This is a genomic window from Paenibacillus polymyxa (genome assembly GCF_015710975.1).
Lineage (GTDB): Bacteria > Bacillota > Bacilli > Paenibacillales > Paenibacillaceae > Paenibacillus > Paenibacillus polymyxa.
The window spans coordinates 2,016,602-2,033,965 of the sequence record NZ_CP049783.1 but is presented as its reverse complement, the minus strand read 5'-3'; the positions used below and the strand labels follow the sequence as shown (position 1 = coordinate 2,033,965).

The window sequence follows — 17,364 nt, the reverse complement described above, 5'->3', positions numbered from 1 at the left end:
ATTCCCAACCACTTGATCAGCAGTCAGAAATGCTTTCATTATAAAATGTCAAAACTCACCTCAAAGCCAGCTCCAAAAACATAGAAGGGATCAGATCGGTTTCAGACATTCCGTATGCAGCACGCCTAACCACCTCCCCAGCATCCCGTGGGTCTGACAGTGATGTCAAAACAGGCAGGTCTCCTGACTCCAAGCGTATCTTTCAGGCCTTCCCGGTTCCTCACAGTTCCAGTGGCTTGTTCTGAAAGCTCCAGCAGTACCCTGCTGATGCCTGTATACAGTGGCGGGTCCGTGTCGGAATCTACCGAACTTCCCTTTTAAGTGAACACGCTCAACAACTATCTACATCGTCTCTACGAAACTTCGTATATAGAGTTGTCCGGCTCACACCTGTTTTCTTCCTTTATTCCTTTTTATTACGATTTAGGATTATCTTATTTTGTTGCTACTGGCTTGTCAACAAATGTTGCGTAATAATTTAAATTTGAATGATATAGTGTGAATCAAGACCAAGGCTATTCATTGCTTGCGCGCAATTGAAGGTATGTCTTAACGTTGCGTGCACACAATTCACGTGTTAAAATTAGGTATAGAGATAACCACCGTATCCGTATACTAAAAAGAGCCTTCGCCGCTCCAACGGCAAAGACTCTTAGGACTTGAAAGGCTGTGGATCACCACCACGGCGCGCTGCATAACTGAATGTTAATGCGAACGAAACCCACCGTTAGGGGCCAACCTAATTACGCGGTGGGTTTTCGCTTGTTCCGAAATTTCCGACGCAGCCAGCGATAAAGCTTACGAATACTAAACACCAGGCTTAGTAACGTAACCATCCAACGCAGCACATCATAGCACGACACAAGGTTGACCATCGGCTTCACCCCCTTTCGGGAAGCTGCGCCGTGATCCGAAAACATCCACCACTATCCAAAGTCCTTAAGGTAGATTATACCATGCCTCTTCCTACCACTCTAGCAAATTCCTCTAGTAGATAAACCAACCTAAGAGTGCAACTGGAAAACGCACCAAACTAAGCTCCCCATTTCGTCCCGCAGCTTTATCTATATGTCCCCAGACAGCAAAGTGGTCTATTATTTAGGCAGCGCCTCCCGAAAAATCAGGAGGAAGGACGCAGCGTGTACTATTATGACTACACTTCGATAATCCAAACCCCGATCTTCATACAGAAAGAGGGTTTTATCAATAATTTCATGCTGCTTAATAAATAACTAGTTCTGGATAACCCCATGCCAAACAGCCGGAAAAGAGGCTACGCCCTCTCTCCGGCTGTTTTTGTTTATTTCCTATTCATCAAACCTTCTGTGGAACTTCTGAGACATTAACGCCTTTGACCGATTCACCCTGTTTTCTTGCCAAAACAATGTTCAAGACAATTGCCGTAATCGAGCCAGATACGATGCCGTTTTGCAGCAGCATTTTGGCAAAGCTCGGCAGTTGGTCGAACATTTGCGGCAGAACAGCTGAGCCTAGGCCCACGGCAATACTGCATGCTGCAATCAGCAGATTGCTTTCTTTCCGCAGATCCACTTCTGACAAAATAGACATGCCTGATGCAGCAACCGAGCCAAACATGACGATCATCGCCCCGCCCAGCACAGCGTTAGGAATCACTGTCGTCAAGGCAGCCAGCTTAGGCAGCAAACCGAGGACGACCATGATGCCGCCCGCAGCAAAAATAACGTTACGTGATTTGACGCGAGTCAGCGAGATCAGACCCACATTTTGGGAGAAGGCCGTGTAAGGGAACGCATTAAAAATACCGCCCAACATAATCGCAAGTCCTTCCGAACGAAGTCCATTGACGATTTGCTTTTGCTCCACTTTCTGATCAATCGCTTTACCTACTGCCAGATAAACCCCTGTAGACTCGACCATGCTCACAATATTGACGATAATCATCGTACATACTGCCATAATGCTAAACTCCGGCTTGCCAAAATAAAACGGCTGCGCAATACTCACCCACGAAGCATCCGCTACGGGAGCAAAATGCACCATTCCCATCGCATAGGCGACTACAGTACCTGCGAACAGACCAATAAGAACGGAAATCGAGCGTAAAAAGCCCTTGGCTACTCGATTGACAAGCAGAATAACCAGTAGTGTAACCAGCGCCAGCAGCAAATTACGCGGCTGTCCAAAATCCGCGCTGCCCTGACCACCCGCTACATTGTTCATCGCCACCGGAATAAGGGATAGACCGATAATCGTAACGACCGAGCCGGTAACCACTGTTGGGAAAAAGCGTAACAGTTTGCCATACAACGGTGCCGCAAGCACCACAAATATACCGGACAAAATGATGGCACCGTACGCTGTCGCCAGATTTGATGTCGAAGCAATCGCGATAATAGGTCCTACTGCTGTAAACGTACAGCCCAAAATGACGGGAAGTCTACTACCGAAAAAGCGTGTGCCCATAATTTGTAATAACGTAGCAATCCCGCAAGTGAATAAATCAGCAGCCACTAGATAGGCCATCTGGGCTGGCGTCAGGTGCAGCGCTCCCCCTACAATCAGAGGAACAGCAATAGCTCCGGCGTACATCGCCATGACATGCTGGAAACCCAGCGCAAATAATTTTTGTTTACTTAACATCCCACATTCTCCTTAACGGGAGGAATTACCGTGCCAGCTTCCTCTATAAAATGAACTTCGCCCGGTGCCATGGAAGCGATACGCGCCAGAGAACGTACGGCAATGCCTCTTTGCTCCAACAGTCCACGGCCTTCCTGAAAGCTCTTTTCAATTACGCAGCCAACTCCGGCCAGCTCTGCTCCTGCTTCCTTCACAATATCGGTAAGTCCGACCAAAGCTGCGCCAGTAGCCAAAAAATCATCCACGATCAGCACATGGTCGCTGGCATCGAGATATTTTTGGGAAATGCTCACCTGATAGGTTTCCTGCCGAGTGAACGAATGAACCTCTGCAAAGTATACCTGTTCATTCAGCGTGATCGCCTTCTTTTTCTTCGCATAAATGAACGGTACTCCCAAAGCAATAGCAGTGGCCATAGCAAATTGAATACCACTAGCTTCAATAGTAAGCACCTTGGTAATTGGAGCACTGCCGAACAGACGTGCGAACTCCTTACCAATCTCCAATGCTAATGCTGTATCCACCTGATGGTTCAAAAATGAATCTACCTTTAACACCGTATCGGATAAAATTTGTCCCTCTTGACGAATACGTTCTTCCAAAGCTTTCATTATGCGAATATCGCTCCTCTGTACTTAAAATAGAATAAAACCTGCAAAAACCAAAAAAGGACAAGCTCCCTTGAGTCGTTTCTCAAGTGAAGCCTGTCCTTGGGGTCGTAATCCCTGACGGATTGGCGCACAAATAAAATGCCCGCATTCATCCGAAGCTGATGCGCTATCACTCATAGTCGGACGATTACAGTGGTCATCCGGTAGAAACTTTTGGGCCATATCCCCAATATTATACGAGTCATATGAAATTGATATCTTGTATACTACACCCTCTGGCGGGCGGTTTCAAGACTATTTTTCATACAAACAGCGGCATTTGGAGAACCTTCCACAATTTGAATATCGCAACAACACACCGATCCCTGTTTGAGGTATATATATAGTAGAAAGCAGATATTAAAAAACGAAAAACAATACAAAACAACATTTAAAATTAATTTCATTTTTAAATTCAAAAGAAAAACCAAATATTATACTTCCGTTTATGTTGACTGCACAGACAAACGGAAGTAGTATGGAGTTAGTTAAGAAACAAAAGGCAGTCTTTCAGGCTGCCGGGATTTCATCCATGCAAGGAGATTAGATATGAACAACTATCTTGCTGTTGATATTGGAGCTTCAAGCGGAAGACTCGTGAGTGCAACTCTACAAGGTGAACAAATTCACTTGCAAGAACTTCATCGTTTCAACAACTCCTTTACTGAGAGGAACGGGCACGATTACTGGAATATAGACAATTTATTTGATGAGATCATCCAGGGACTGCAAAAAGCCAAACAAAATGGAATCGATTCCTGTACGCTCGGCATTGATACATGGGCTGTAGATTACGTGTTACTTAATAAGGAAGGTCATCGCATCCATGAGGTGTACGCATACCGCGACGCACGCACTCTACATGCCCCCGATAAGCTGCATCAGCTCACCAGCCGAGAAGAGGTATATGAGAAAACGGGCATCCAGGAACTAAACTTTAATACCCTATATCAACTGTTCGTCCATGATCGGGAACAACTCGCCCAAGCAGATAAAATATTGATGGTACCCGATTATCTGTACTATCGCCTGACAGGCATTATGGTCAATGAAATGACCAATGCATCCACGATGCAGCTTCTCAACGTGAACACTCGTGAGTTTGATGAGGACCTGCTCTCCCTGCTCCAACTTCGGCGCAATCAATTTTCGGAGCTGGCTGAGCCTGGACGCGTTCTGGGCTCCATCCTACCGGAGCTTGTTCAGAAATACGATCTTCCAGACTGCCAGCTCATCCTTGTGCCTACACACGATACCGCCTCAGCGGTTGCAGGTGTTCCATCATCGCGAGAGGAGTCTTGGGCTTATATCAGCAGCGGAACATGGTCGCTATTGGGTATGGAACGATCCCAACCCTTGAATACCAAGACAGCTATGCAGGCGAACTACACCAATGAATGGGGCGCTTACGGCACGTACCGTTTTTTGAAAAATATCATGGGCTTATGGATGATTCAGGAGGTTAGAAGAGAAGGTGGTTCTGCACATAGCTTTGCCGAATTGGCCCAATTGGCTTCAGCAGAGACACCGTTTGTCAGTCTCGTCCTCTGTAACCAGTCCTCTTTCTTAAATCCGGATAGTATGACCCTTGAGATTCAGAGGTTCTGTGAAAAAACCGGGCAGCCTGTCCCACGCACACCTGGCTCGCTCGCCCGCTGTATTTTTGACAGTCTTGCCTTAAGCTACCGGGATGCTTTACATGAGCTACAACATTTAACAGACGAAACGATTACCAGATTGCACATTGTCGGCGGAGGCGCTAACAACGAATTACTATGTCAGCTAACAGCCGACCTTTTAGAAATTGAGGTTCAGGCAGGACCTTCCGAATCGACGGCCATCGGCAATATTATCGTGCAATTAATCAGCTCTGGTGCTCTTGGAGATCTGAAAGCTGCTGGCCGAACCATAGCCAATTCCTTCCCGACTCGGCTATATGAGCCGCAACCGGTGGAAGGCATTGGAGAGCTTCTGGATCGCTGGGAACGCCTCAAGATACAAGCAACACCCCTATTCACATATCTCAATAAAGGAGTAAAGCCATGAACGAAGCCATTGAAGCGAGTTATAACGAAGCGAAAAAGCTGTATGCCCGCCACGGTATTCAGGTGGATGACGTTTTACGGAAGCTCTCACAAATCAAAATATCACTGCACTGCTGGCAGGGAGACGATGTGCAAGGATTCCTGTTCAAAGATAAACAGCTTAGCGGGGGAATTGCCGTAACAGGTAGCTACCCGGGCAGAGCAGGTACGCCAGATGAACTACGTCAGGACTTGGAAAAAGCCCTATCGCTCATCCCCGGTAAACACAAGGTTAATCTGCATGCGATCTATGCAGATACTACAGAACAAGTAGATTTGGATCAACTGGAGCCACGCCATTTTCAGAACTGGGTAGAGTGGGCCAAACAGCAAGGGCTTGGACTTGATTTTAATCCGACCCTATTCTCCCACCCTAAAGCGGAAGACGGCTTCACCCTAAGCCACAAGGACCCGGGAATTCGCGATTTCTGGATCACACACTGTAAGAAATCACGCAGAATTGCAGAATATTTTGGAAAGGAACTCGGTCAGCCTTGTGTCACAAATCACTGGATGCCGGATGGTTACAAGGATACCCCGGTGGATCGCTTGGCTCCAAGAGAACGTCTGCGGGATGCTCTGGACGAGATTTTCAGCGAGGAAATTAGTGAAGATTACAACATCGATGCAGTCGAAAGTAAACTGTTCGGCATCAGTTCGGAAAGCTATGTCGTCGGCTCTCATGAGTTCTATATGGGTTACGCCCTGACACGGGGGAAATCTATCTGTCTCGATTCTGGTCACTTCCACCCGACAGAAGTCATTTCGAACAAACTGTCCTCTGTGCTGATGTTCACCGATCAATTATTGCTACACGTCAGCAGACCTGTTCGTTGGGATAGCGATCATGTCGTGACGATGGACGACGAATTGCTGGACATTGCCCGTGAGCTCGTTCGCGGTGAGCTGCTTTCCCGCACTCATATCGGCCTTGATTTCTTTGATGGCAGTATCAACCACGTGGCTGCATGGGTCATTGGAACACGCAACACCATCAAAGCGTTGCTTCGCGCCATGCTGGAGCCGATTGAGGAACTGAAAAAAGCCGAAGAGGAAAGAGACTTCACTACGCGACTTGCCCTGGTCGAAGAGTTTAAATCCTATCCGTTTGGGGCTGTATGGGATTACTATTGCGCTCAAAACGGCGTTCCTGTTCGTGAGGAATGGCTAACCGAGGCTAAAAACTATGAACAACGAGTCCTGCTGAAACGGTAACTACTGCACTGATCATTTTATATTCATATCATCCAAAGGGAGAGATCATCCATGACTACTGTGCTGGAGAATCAAAAAGAACGAAAATCAGGACTGGATATCCCATTTGTTCGCGAGATGGCGGAAATTACGCAAAATATGTGGAAATTCGGCTGGGATGAACGCAACGGAGGAAATGTAAGTTATATTCTGGATGAAGCCGAGGTTGCCAAATATATTGATATTCATAAAGTTATTCGAACGATTAAACCTGCTTTCCCCGTGAATGAACTGGCAGGCAAATATTTTATCGTCACTGGATCAGGCAAGTACTTCAAAAACGTTATTGCCGATCCGGAAGCCAATTTAGGAGTCCTGCGTGTATCCCAAGATGGTGAGCAGCTAGAAATTTTGTGGGGCCTCAAGCATGACGCGGTTCCTACCAGCGAATTGCCGTCTCATTTTATGAGCCATATTGAGCGCTTGAAGGTCGATCCCAACCATCGGGTTGTAATCCATAATCATGCCACCCATGTCATTGCCATGACCTTCATTCATAGTCTGGACGAAAACCAATTCACCAAAACGCTGTGGGAAATGTGTACCGAATGTATCGTAGTCTTTCCAGACGGTATCGGTGTAATCCCTTGGATGGTGCCAGGCTCCAGCGAAATCGGCCGTGAAACAGCGAAAAAAATGAAGGATCATCACGCTGTATTATGGCCTCATCACGGCATTTTCGGAACAGGTAGCTCCATTGATGAAGCGTTTGGCCTGATTGAAACGATTGAAAAAGCAGCGCAAATTTATATGCTGATTGCTAAGCATGATATCCAGCAACGGATTACAGATCAGGAGCTGTCGGATCTGGCTAAAGCCTTTAATGTTACTCCAAAAGAAGGAATCCTGAACGTATAAACACAGGCTAATCGTATAGCGCAGAACTCTATAAGGCTCCACGGCTCGTCTCAAACCAGCCATGGAGCCTTTACCGTTTTAATTTTATAACCCTAAATTCCAATGAATTAACTTGTAATTGTACTTTCCTTTATATACAATAAAATCAAAATTCCCTTATCTCCACCAAAGGAGAGGTGACAATGATGAGAAGAACAAAGAATGAAGATCACTTCGACATCGTGGAAGACCATTATTTCACAACAACCGAACTGGAAAAATCCAGTGCCATTTGGCCAGTCAGACTGGGTATGGATATTTCGAAGACAAGCTGTCATGTCGGCCCCAAGGCTGTCCCTTATTTTTATTTTATTTTTGTACTTGAAGGTCAAGCTGAGTTCATTTATAAGGAAAAGAAGTATCGTGTGCAAAAGTCTGATGTATTCTGTTTTTTTCCGCATCTTGCCCATGAATTTTACACCGACCAAGAGCACCCGTTACAAAAGGTATGGATTGCCTTTGAGGGACCGAAATCTCTGGCGCTACTGGAGCGGATCGGGATTAACCCCTCTAAGCCATTTATAGCTAATGCAGTGAGCGAGGAAATCCTCGAACTGATCTCCAACCTATTTTCCATCGCCAACGACCACAACAGACAGGGCAGCGATCTGGCCCGTTTAATTACACTACATCAGATCTTCGAGGAGTTGTCCCGCAACACATCTAATGCTCTGCGCAACTCTGTATGCTCTGATTATTGGCTCCAGCAGGGGAAGGATTACATCGAAATGCATTATTGTGACCGTGTTACAATTGAGCAAATTGCTGAGCATGTAGGTGTGGATCGTGCGCATTTTTCACGTAAATTCCATTCAACCTTCCTTATCTCCCCCGCCAAATATTTGCAAACCCTCAAGATTAACGAAGCGAAAAGATTGCTGGAACAGACCACTTACAATCTGTCGATCATCGCCCAATCTATCGGTTATACCGACATGTCCACCTTTTCCAAGGCATTTAAGAAAACAGCAGGAATCCCACCCCGAGAATATCGCTTCCGGCATCAGTCCCGGCAAGAGATCCGCACTGCCAACGCTTAGTCGGAATCCAGCAACGATACAGGAGAACCACCATCATACGGCGGCTCTCCCTTTTTTATGACCTGATCCTAATTTGTACTTGGTTCTGAGCGCTATCAACGCTATAATAGGCATCAAACCAACAGGAAAGGTACGTGAATTCCATGCTGCGATTTAATGCTATACGTACAGGTTATCTGCTGGGCATCTCACTGATACTGGCTGCGATTATTTATTTTTTCGCCTCCAATTGGGGCGGACTGGATCGGACAGCCAAAATTGTGCTAGCTGTTGCGCTTATTGTTTTGTTCTATGGCTTGTCTTTTGTATTTGCACGTGTTCGTGCTGTTCCCGGGCAACAAGCATTTCTGTCCAATATATTTCTGCTGGCTGGCTGTGTAGCCTTCGGCGTTTCCGTGGCGTTGCTCGGTCAAATTTACAACTCCCATGCGGACAGCTATGGATTGTTTCTCATTTGGTCAGTGCCGGCTTTACTGCTTAGCTGGATCACCCGCTATAATCCTTTTTATATGCTGTCTTATGTATTGATTCATTTGGGGGTATGGCTTTATTTTTATCCAACGATGCAAAGCGCGGCTTATAGCCAACTGGAATCGTTGTCCATTGCTGGAGTGTTCGCAATATTCAATCTGGTGCTATTTCTATTGACGTTCCTTCATCGTATACATTCTGCTCCACTACAATATATCAGCTTTACTGTTCTCCACATAGCTATGTTGGCGATGACCAACTCCTTTGCATTCGATGGGTATGGCCTGATCATGAATATACCGCATATCGCTGTGATTGCTTTAGGATTTTATATATTTATCAAGGTTCGGCTGAATAAAACGTTATTGACCTTGAATGCATTGGCGCTCTCGGCTTTTGCTGTCTTTAAATTTATAGAGCTGGCAGAGGCGTACTCTTCATCTTTATTCTTTGTTTTCGGTTTGATTTTTGTGGCACTGCTACTGACGGGTAACGTATGGTTTTTCCGTTATTTAAATCATTTGGGAAAACCGTCTCCGGAGGCTGGAGAAATACCCAATGAGAACAAAGAAGATATCGCAAAATCCGATGCGCAGACAACTGTTTCCGAAGACCGCAGTAGTGAATGGATCAGCAAAACCGTATCCCGTGTAATCAAAGTGGTTGGAGTATTGATTGGCAGTATATCCCTCATTGGACTGATTATGATTAGCACGAACGTAAATCACACCGAATATGTACTGCTGAGTGTGTCTTTGCTGCTGATGATTACGATGATTGTCATACCGGAGTCCAAGCTGGATTCTGTAGTCCGTTATACACTGCTGACCATCAGCTATATTACCGGTCTGGCGGCCATTCTATGGTCAGACCAGACGTTACTTTCAGTATTATTTCTGATCGTTTCCATCGCCGGATGGTTTCGCTCCAAGGGGAAAAGGCAGCAATTTTTTGCCTATACTTTTGTAAACCTGAATATGGCGACTGTTTTATTAAAGCAGTATCAAGAATGGTATGGTTGGAACTGGACCTATGAATTCATCATCTTCGCCCTATTCGTGCTCAATGCCGTGTTATATGGGGTAAGCTACTTTGTGCTCAAGACAGAGTTAAAAGAACATCTTCGGGATAGTTCATTATTCTTCAGCTTATTGTTCCTGTTTTGGGCGACGTTTTTTGAGGATGTCATTCCACACTCTTATATGTTCATTAATATTTTTTATTTTGTTATCGTTACATGGATGGTCTTCGCCTTTATCCGTCACAAACAAAAATCGGAGGCTATTACAAGCGTCGTATTCTGGTTTATTTTTATCGGCTTCAAATACTATGATTTATTGTGGACGCTGCTCTATAAATCTTTTACACTGGCGCTACTGGGAATCATTGTACTGGGAATTACCTGGTGGTTCGATCGACGAATGGCCCATAGCGGCAAAACAGCGTTCGATGCCGACCACCGCAGCTTTAGCTTTATGCGCTTAAGCCCGTTACTCATTGCCATTGTCATTGTGCTACAGCTAGGAATTATCGGCTATCAGACGGCGAGAAGTGAAACCCTACTCGCCACAGGTGCCTCCGTTAAGCTCAAGCTGGCTCCTATAGACCCGCGCTCCCTGTTGCAGGGCGATTATGTGGCACTGAATTACGATATTTCTACCCCTCCTTCCAAGAACCCTCTTCAGGAGAAGGATTGGAACCGAGGCAAAGTTAAAGTCGTTCTCACACCAGATAGCCAAGGAGTATACATCGCTGATCGTCTATATCAAGATGGTGAAGTGCTTGCCAATCATGAAATCATTCTTAACGGACAATGGAATGGTTCTCGTATTCTGTACGGTATTGAGAATTATTTCATCCCTGAAGGAACCGGGCGTACTGTTGAACAGAACGCTCGTTACGCCTATATTCGGGTCAGCCGCAATGGAGATGCGTTGCTGGAACGTTTGGTGGAAAGCTGATCCGGATTGGCAAAGAGATAGAGAGGTAGAGAGGTAGAGAAATAGCGAACGAAGTGAGGCTTTAGAAATTCATTCTTTACAAAAAGCAGGCTGAACCAGGTTGCTCCATTACTGGAGTATAACTCGGTTCAGCCTGCTTGTTCTTTTGCGGCAATGGAGGAAAACTTCATGATAACCTTCCCTAAAAGTTTATCCTCGTTATACCTCTCTCGACCATGCCACGATTTCTCTAATATCCTGTGGCTGAGTCCGACAACAGCCACCAATCATACGCGCTCCTGCTTCATACCACTGCCGGGCACTCTGTCCGAACGTTTCTGTACAAGTATGGCCCTGCCATGTCTTGGTGACCGGGTCATATTCCTCCCCCAGATTGGGATATACCACCACCGGCTTGTCCGTATGGCTGTGTATTTCGTGAATAAGAGATGGAATGAATTTGGGCAACGTGCAATTGATCCCTACTGCAGCCACCTGCTCGTGCTCATTCAGCCACTTTGCACATGCGGCGATAGACTCACCGTTACTGATATGCTGCTCATCCTTTGCACTAAAGCTGATCCAGGCATACGTGCCGGGGAATTCCTTTAGCAATCGTGTGATAGCCTTGGCCTCAACCAGACAAGGTATCGTTTCACAAGCTAAAATGTCTGCTCCCGCCTCAATCAAAGCTTTCATGCGCGGCCTGTGAAACTCCATAAGCTGCTCCTCGCTCAGCTTGTAATCACCGCGATACTCTGATCCATCAGCGAGAAACGCCCCATAGGGTCCGACAGAGGCCGCAACCAGCGGCTTGGGACGAGTCTGCTGACTCGCAGTAGCCGTCACATCGGCCCAAAACTCATCTCGTGCCTGTACAGCAATCTGCACCGATGACTGAATAAGCTTCAATGCCTCATCTTCGCTCAGCCCGCGTTGAACATAGCCCTCCACAGTGGCCTGATAGCTCGCCGTAATCGCACAGTCTGCCCCAGCCTCAAAATAATCTCGATGTACACGCTTGATCGAATCTGGATGTTCATAGAGGATTTTGGCTGACCATAAGCTATCGTTTAGATCATGCCCGTGACGTTCTAGTTCAGTCGCCATTGCGCCGTCCAGCACGATCAGCTGAAATTTGTTCAGTATACGTTGTATCGGATTCATGCGGACCCTCCTGCTTGTCTTATCCATTTAACCCACTAACCAGGTTGGAATTATTTTTTTATATTATAGCATGTATGCCGATGAGCACCTCACATTTACATCCTGATGTAACGTATAAATTTTTTAAATTAGTTTCATAAGTTAAATTAATTAGATATTGTTCTTTTTTTCACAAAGTTTTTTTACTATAAAAGTGCAAACCAAACACTTTGGCCAAAAGATCAGGGAATTGCATTGTCACATTTTGCATCATCATTTATGTGAAAAAAGGTACAAGAGAGGGTTTTATCTATGTCTTTACTAGAAATGATTACAGCGACCTTAACAGATAACAGCATTGTTAGTTCTATCGCTTCTACCGTTTTTATTATCCTGCTCGGCTTCTTTTGCCGCAAGAAGGGGATTTTTACCGCAGCCGTAGGAAAGATGCTATCTAAGGTTGTTCTCACCGTGGCTCTACCAGCACTAGCCTTTAATTCTTTCATGCAGGATATCAATCCTACCATATTAAAACAAGGCATGAATGTCTTAATATGGGGGATTCTCATTTATATCATTCTCATCTTTATTTCCAAGCCGTTCTTCCTGAGCTACAACAAGGATAAGCAGGATGTGCTGCGGGTACTCACTATTTTCGGTTCTACTACTTTTTTTGGAATTCCCATTGTCGGTGCCATTTACGGTCCTACCGGAGTCATGTACAGTTCCATTTTTAATATAGGCTACCGCATTTTCTTATATTCTTATGGCTATATCAAAATGAGCGGCTTAAAAATGGAGCTTAAAAATCTCAAAACTATGTTTTTGAATCCGATCGTTATCGCGACTTTTATAGGCTTGTTTGTTTGGTTGTTCCAGGGTTATTTGCCACAAATGAGTGTGGCTACAGAGGATGGAACCATTCAGCAGTTTGCTTTTCTAAGAATTGACCAAACCGCTGTCTGGCTGTTCAAGCCCATGACCTACCTTGCCGGACTAGCTTCTCCACTGGCCTGGCTATCGATTGGCTCGACTTTGGGTGAGATCAGCTTCAAATCGGCAGCTACAGACAAGACATCATGGTATTACAGCCTTGTTAAAGTTTGGCTAGTACCTATTGTGAACATCGTTTTGCTGGCTTTGTTGACTGTATCTCATATTCTGTCGGTCGATACTGTCGCTTTATCTACTATTGTCATTATGATGGCTACTCCTACAGCTACCGTAGCCGCAGCCTATGCTATCAGTTTTGATAAGGAAGCTGTACTGACTTCCAACGCTTCGCTTCTATCAACTATTACTTCCGTCGTCATGATTCCAGTGTGGATCATTACGCTCAATGTCATCGATAAAATTGGAATTTTCTAAACCAGGGGGAAAACAACATGTTAAAAATCATCTGCTATGGTGCCCGTTCATATGAGAAGCCCTATTTCCATGAGCTTAATAAATATAACTTTCAACTGACGCTGGTAGAAGAGCTACTGACCTCCAGCAATGCAGAACTGGCGCAGCATCACGATGCTGTTTTGTTAAGAGGAAACTGTGCTGCCAATCGAGAAAATCTTACAAAATTCAATAAGTACGGCATTCAATATGTTTTCACCAGAACGGTCGGAATCAACCACATTGATTTGGATGCTTGCAGCGAATTTGGAATGAAGGTCGCACGCGTCCCATCCTACTCTCCGAATGCTATTGCAGAGTTATCCCTAACGCTGGCTATGATGCTGCTCCGTCACACCGCTTATATGACTACCAAAAGCTCTTTCAAAAATTTTATTGTGGACGAGCATACGTTCAGCAAAGAGATTCACAATTGTAAAGTCGGGATTATCGGGGTCGGTCGCATCGGCCTGACGGAAGCCAGATTGTTTAAAGGATTAGGTGCTTCTGTTATCGGCTATGATGTGTACCAATCGGACGCGGCCAAGGCCGTCGTTCCATTCACAACCTTGGATGAGTTACTGGCAGAGAGTGACATCGTCAGTGTGCATGTTCCTTACCTGCCGGGACAGAACGACCAAATGATTAATGCCAGCTTTTTAGCAAAAATGAAAAAGGGAGCTATTCTCATCAACACCTCACGCGGGGAATTACAAGATAACCAAGCCATTCTGGATGCTTTGCTCAGCAATCATTTGGAAGGGTTCGGAACAGATGTCTTCCCTAAAGAGGAAGAACTATTTTTCAAAGCATTTGACCCATGGCAAATGCTCCCGGACCCAACAATCCAGAAGCTTGTAGAGCTGTATCCAAGAGTTTTGGTAACCCCTCATGCGGGCTCGAATACGGTTACTGCGTTATCCAACATGATTGAAACCAGCTACGAAAACTTCCATGATATCATTACAACTCATTCTTCGGACAATCTGGTTCCACTTCCTGTTCTCGCTATGAAATAAAGTAGGAAGTCTGGCACACTCATTGGAAAGTAAAGAACCGCTATCTCCAGATCATACTGGAAATGGCGGTTCTTTTATATCAGGATTGATCTGATAGAGCATTAGTGGTCTTCCTACCTTGTGGTATTCTATCGATTCAATTAGGAAGCCATCGTCTACTAGGAACTGAATATATTTTTTGACTGTAATACGGGACAAGTCTACTTCTCTGGCTAAGGTTTCAACCGAAAAGGGGCCGTCCAGCTCTTGGATACTCTTCAGTATGGTAGTCATGGTCAGTTTGGACAAGTTTTTAGACAGATTTTTTGATAGATTTGGGGATAGATGTTCAGTAGTTTTTTTCTTTTCCATACCCATAGGCTCTTCTTTATTAAAATATTGATCAATGACAGCCTGATTAATTCCGTTCCCTTCCTCCATTACCGTGGCCAGACGCTGGATTTTCTCCACAGCCAGCTTAAAACGTTCGAATGTAAAAGGCTTGATTAGATAGTCCGCCACTCCATAAAAAACAGCTTCCTTCACCGTTTGGATATCCTTTGCAGCCGTAATTAAAATAACCGAAGCATGGTACTGATGCTCCTGCATATGGGATAGCAAGGTTAATCCGCTTTTTCCGGGTAAATACACGTCCAGTAATACCAAATCCGGTGTGTGTTTCTGAAGATAATCCTGCGCTTTCTGGACGGTATCTGCTTTACCTACCACATCCAAGTTGTCCATACGCTCAATAAACTGTTGGTTGAGCTCAGCAACCATGGGATCATCCTCCACAATGAGTACCTTCATTCACTCGTCACCTCCAATGTACAGGGCAACTCTACATAGATACTTGTTCCCAGGCCAGGTTGGCTGTCCATTTCAATGATGCCCTGGTGATTATCCACCATGGTTTTAACCAGATTCAAGCCGTAACCCCTGTCCTCTCCTTTGGTTGAAAAGCCATGCTCGAATATTCTTTGTTGCATTTCGGAATCAATCCCCATACCATTATCCTTCACTTTCAAAATGAACACATTTCCCTCGCACTCATAATTCAATTTCAATTCAATTTTGCCGGGTTGTTTTTTTTGTAAAATGGAGTCTATAGCGTTGTCAAAAAAATTGCCCAATATGTGTATAACATCATGAACAATGTCCTGCATCTCCACATTAGAGACATTCGAGCTCTCTTCCAGTAACACCGAAATATTTTGCTCGCGTGCTTCGTTGATTTTTCCCATAATAAAACCTGCTAACGCCGGAACTTTAATTCTCTCTGTTAGAAAGCCTACTTCATTTTGATACCGGTGATTTAGCTGCTGAATATACTGACTGACCTCTTCATACTTCCTCATCTCAATCAATCCGGAGATCACGTGCATTTTGTTCATAAACTCATGCGTCTGCCCGCGAAGAGAGTTAATATAATATTTGGTGCCACTTAACTGATTGCTAAGATGAATCATCTCGGATTGGTCGCGCAGCGTAGCCACTGCCCCAAAAAACTCATTTTCTACATGTATAGGGGTTACTGTCGCAATGACTTCTATACCGTTCACATAAAATGAGCGGTCCTTGATCTTCTTCTTATCATCAAACACTTTCTTGAAGAGCGCGTTATAAAAGTTGGTATCGATTTGCTCGCCAATCGGTGCTTTCTTGTCTTGATTCGCCAGTTGGTACTTGGCCTGAGCTTCCTTGTTCATAAGCATAATTTTCTTATCAGCGGAAATGGCTATAATGCCTTCAGAGACTTCATTTTCAATAATTACTTTTTCACGTAATCGTGTTGCTATCTCTTGTGGCTCCAGCCCAAATAAAATCGTTTTGATTTTTTGCGCCAGAATGATCGCCCCCAGAACTCCACTAAAGAGCCCCAGCATCAGTCCTCCAAAAATGGTATACTGCGCCTGCATCAAATCATGATTTAGCGTTCTCATGGTCAGTCCTACACATACAATGCCAATGACCTCATTCTGTTGATTGAATATCGGCGTAAAATAACGGTAGCCTTGACCCAAAACACCGATATTCTCAGAAAAATGTCCCTGACCGGATAGCGCCTTTCTGGCATCATTCAGATCAGAGAAAGGCTTGCCAATCATGGTTTCATTCGGATGTGATAGCCGAATTAAATCGTGGTTCAGTATGACTACAAAATCTACATTAACGTTATGCATGACTCCAAGCGAGTAATCCTGGATCTGTCTCACAGGAACTCCCCGCTCAACATTACGAATCACATCGTTGTCACTGGCAACCACCTTGGCAATACCTGAAAGTTTTTCCTTCGTATTATCAAAATGCTTGTTAATCACGAAATTACGAATGAGAAGCAAGGATATAATCAAGGAAATAATAATAACTAAAACAACCAAAATAATAATCATGAATTGTAGCGAAACTTTGAATTGTCTTCTCGGTTTCAACTTGCCTTTTAACCGCAACCCTATCACCCAGCTTCTTTATCAAGCTCTCCATGAGAAGAAGAGCCTATCTTGCCCCTATAATCCCTTTTTATTCGACATTGTTTGACAAATTCCCTTCTTATTCTGCAAGCTTTACGCGCCTCATCGGGAATTAACGTAGTCTGTATCTGAAATAGAACAATATGCTGAATAAGGAAAGATCAATCCTCCATAATAAGGACGTATACCTAACGAAAGGGAGGATAACGGATGATTGACAATCTCGAAAGCAATTACGACTGCTCCCATGCAGGACAAGACCTTCACCAGCTCAAGCAGGAGCTCGCTACGCTTCAGGCACAAGATGCCAACGACCAGGCATCCAAGGAAGCCATTCATCGGCTGGAAAATCAAATTTCGTTCATCTTGAACAAATGCGATATTAACCATTAGTCGAGTCTGGCT

14 protein-coding genes and 2 riboswitches are annotated in these 17,364 nt (G+C 44.8%); of the genes, 8 read left to right on the top strand and 6 right to left on the bottom strand.

From position 1 onward, the window contains the following. Window positions 1–156: 156 nt before the first annotated feature. Window positions 157–361, bottom strand: a riboswitch (cobalamin riboswitch). Window positions 362–743: 382 nt separating this feature from the next. From G7035_RS27655 to G7035_RS09180, 3 genes are all read right to left on the bottom strand, one after another. Continuing rightward, on the bottom strand, window positions 744–875 hold the full coding sequence (locus tag G7035_RS27655) for a hypothetical protein (RefSeq protein ID WP_016822600.1): 132 nt from the start codon (window positions 873–875) through the stop codon (window positions 744–746). A 439-nt stretch (window positions 876–1,314) separates the two neighbouring features. Then, complete coding sequence (locus G7035_RS09185; protein WP_016822599.1) at window positions 1,315–2,622, bottom strand: nucleobase:cation symporter-2 family protein; 1,308 nt, start codon at window positions 2,620–2,622, stop codon at window positions 1,315–1,317. Continuing rightward, on the bottom strand, window positions 2,616–3,233 hold the full coding sequence (locus G7035_RS09180; RefSeq protein ID WP_016822598.1) for a xanthine phosphoribosyltransferase: 618 nt from the start codon (window positions 3,231–3,233) through the stop codon (window positions 2,616–2,618). Before G7035_RS09180 ends, G7035_RS09185 begins: the two co-directional genes overlap by 7 nt. A 156-nt stretch (window positions 3,234–3,389) precedes the next feature. Further along, window positions 3,390–3,493: riboswitch (purine riboswitch) on the bottom strand. 328 nt (window positions 3,494–3,821) lie between these two features. On the opposite strand from G7035_RS09180, the gene rhaB reads away from it, so the two are divergent. From rhaB to G7035_RS09155, 5 genes are all read left to right on the top strand, one after another. Next, the gene (gene rhaB / locus G7035_RS09175) at window positions 3,822–5,318 is read left to right on the top strand and encodes a rhamnulokinase (protein WP_019688998.1); all 1,497 of its coding nucleotides are present in this window, start codon (window positions 3,822–3,824) and stop codon (window positions 5,316–5,318) included. Beyond that, window positions 5,315–6,571, top strand: a complete 1,257-nt coding sequence (gene rhaA, locus G7035_RS09170) for an L-rhamnose isomerase (protein WP_196478897.1) — start codon at window positions 5,315–5,317, stop codon at window positions 6,569–6,571. Before rhaB ends, rhaA begins: the two co-directional genes overlap by 4 nt. A 51-nt stretch (window positions 6,572–6,622) precedes the next feature. Beyond that, the gene (rhaD, locus tag G7035_RS09165; RefSeq protein WP_019689000.1) at window positions 6,623–7,468 is read left to right on the top strand and encodes a rhamnulose-1-phosphate aldolase; all 846 of its coding nucleotides are present in this window, start codon (window positions 6,623–6,625) and stop codon (window positions 7,466–7,468) included. A 182-nt stretch (window positions 7,469–7,650) separates the two neighbouring features. After that, entirely contained in the window at window positions 7,651–8,547 is an 897-nt protein-coding gene (locus G7035_RS09160) for an AraC family transcriptional regulator (protein ID WP_019689001.1), read from the top strand. Window positions 8,548–8,690: 143 nt separating this feature from the next. Continuing rightward, entirely contained in the window at window positions 8,691–10,979 is a 2,289-nt protein-coding gene (locus G7035_RS09155; RefSeq protein ID WP_172494074.1) for a GDYXXLXY domain-containing protein, read from the top strand. Between the two features lie 198 nt (window positions 10,980–11,177). Here the strand turns inward: G7035_RS09155 and mmuM are convergent, their stop codons facing one another. Next, window positions 11,178–12,125, bottom strand: a complete 948-nt coding sequence (gene mmuM, locus G7035_RS09150; protein ID WP_019689003.1) for a homocysteine S-methyltransferase — start codon at window positions 12,123–12,125, stop codon at window positions 11,178–11,180. Between the two features lie 291 nt (window positions 12,126–12,416). Here mmuM and G7035_RS09145 point away from each other — a divergent pair, with 291 nt between their 5' ends. Further along, window positions 12,417–13,472 (top strand): AEC family transporter, encoded by a 1,056-nt coding sequence (locus tag G7035_RS09145; protein WP_017426083.1) that lies wholly within the window; start codon window positions 12,417–12,419, stop codon window positions 13,470–13,472. A 17-nt stretch (window positions 13,473–13,489) separates the two neighbouring features. Beyond that, window positions 13,490–14,509 (top strand): 2-hydroxyacid dehydrogenase, encoded by a 1,020-nt coding sequence (locus G7035_RS09140; protein ID WP_016822590.1) that lies wholly within the window; start codon window positions 13,490–13,492, stop codon window positions 14,507–14,509. Between the two features lie 51 nt (window positions 14,510–14,560). Here G7035_RS09140 and G7035_RS09135 read toward each other — a convergent pair whose 3' ends face one another. Both G7035_RS09135 and G7035_RS09130 read right to left on the bottom strand, forming a co-directional pair. After that, on the bottom strand, window positions 14,561–15,298 hold the full coding sequence (locus G7035_RS09135; protein WP_019689004.1) for a response regulator: 738 nt from the start codon (window positions 15,296–15,298) through the stop codon (window positions 14,561–14,563). Further along, window positions 15,295–16,881 carry an ATP-binding protein gene (locus tag G7035_RS09130; RefSeq protein ID WP_019689005.1) on the bottom strand — a complete coding sequence of 529 codons (1,587 nt, stop codon included), beginning with the start codon at window positions 16,879–16,881 and terminating at the stop codon, window positions 15,295–15,297. Before G7035_RS09130 ends, G7035_RS09135 begins: the two co-directional genes overlap by 4 nt. A gap of 288 nt (window positions 16,882–17,169) precedes the next feature. Here G7035_RS09130 and G7035_RS09125 point away from each other — a divergent pair, with 288 nt between their 5' ends. Beyond that, window positions 17,170–17,352, top strand: a complete 183-nt coding sequence (locus tag G7035_RS09125; protein WP_019689006.1) for a hypothetical protein — start codon at window positions 17,170–17,172, stop codon at window positions 17,350–17,352. The last annotated feature ends 12 nt before the right edge of the window (window positions 17,353–17,364 follow it).

What these genes read in the sequence shown, in the direction of transcription:
- G7035_RS27655 (WP_016822600.1), bottom strand. Translation starts at nt 875, where the DNA reads ATGGTCAACCTTGTGTCGTGCTATGATGTGCTGCGTTGGATGGTTACG.
- G7035_RS09185 (WP_016822599.1), bottom strand. Translation starts at nt 2,622, where the DNA reads ATGTTAAGTAAACAAAAATTATTTGCGCTGGGTTTCCAGCATGTCATG.
- G7035_RS09180 (WP_016822598.1), bottom strand. Translation starts at nt 3,233, where the DNA reads ATGAAAGCTTTGGAAGAACGTATTCGTCAAGAGGGACAAATTTTATCC.
- rhaB (WP_019688998.1), top strand. Translation starts at nt 3,822, where the DNA reads ATGAACAACTATCTTGCTGTTGATATTGGAGCTTCAAGCGGAAGACTC.
- rhaA (WP_196478897.1), top strand. Translation starts at nt 5,315, where the DNA reads ATGAACGAAGCCATTGAAGCGAGTTATAACGAAGCGAAAAAGCTGTAT.
- rhaD (WP_019689000.1), top strand. Translation starts at nt 6,623, where the DNA reads ATGACTACTGTGCTGGAGAATCAAAAAGAACGAAAATCAGGACTGGAT.
- G7035_RS09160 (WP_019689001.1), top strand. Translation starts at nt 7,651, where the DNA reads ATGATGAGAAGAACAAAGAATGAAGATCACTTCGACATCGTGGAAGAC.
- G7035_RS09155 (WP_172494074.1), top strand. Translation starts at nt 8,691, where the DNA reads ATGCTGCGATTTAATGCTATACGTACAGGTTATCTGCTGGGCATCTCA.
- mmuM (WP_019689003.1), bottom strand. Translation starts at nt 12,125, where the DNA reads ATGAATCCGATACAACGTATACTGAACAAATTTCAGCTGATCGTGCTG.
- G7035_RS09145 (WP_017426083.1), top strand. Translation starts at nt 12,417, where the DNA reads ATGTCTTTACTAGAAATGATTACAGCGACCTTAACAGATAACAGCATT.
- G7035_RS09140 (WP_016822590.1), top strand. Translation starts at nt 13,490, where the DNA reads ATGTTAAAAATCATCTGCTATGGTGCCCGTTCATATGAGAAGCCCTAT.
- G7035_RS09135 (WP_019689004.1), bottom strand. Translation starts at nt 15,298, where the DNA reads ATGAAGGTACTCATTGTGGAGGATGATCCCATGGTTGCTGAGCTCAAC.
- G7035_RS09130 (WP_019689005.1), bottom strand. Translation starts at nt 16,881, where the DNA reads ATGATTATTATTTTGGTTGTTTTAGTTATTATTATTTCCTTGATTATA.
- G7035_RS09125 (WP_019689006.1), top strand. Translation starts at nt 17,170, where the DNA reads ATGATTGACAATCTCGAAAGCAATTACGACTGCTCCCATGCAGGACAA.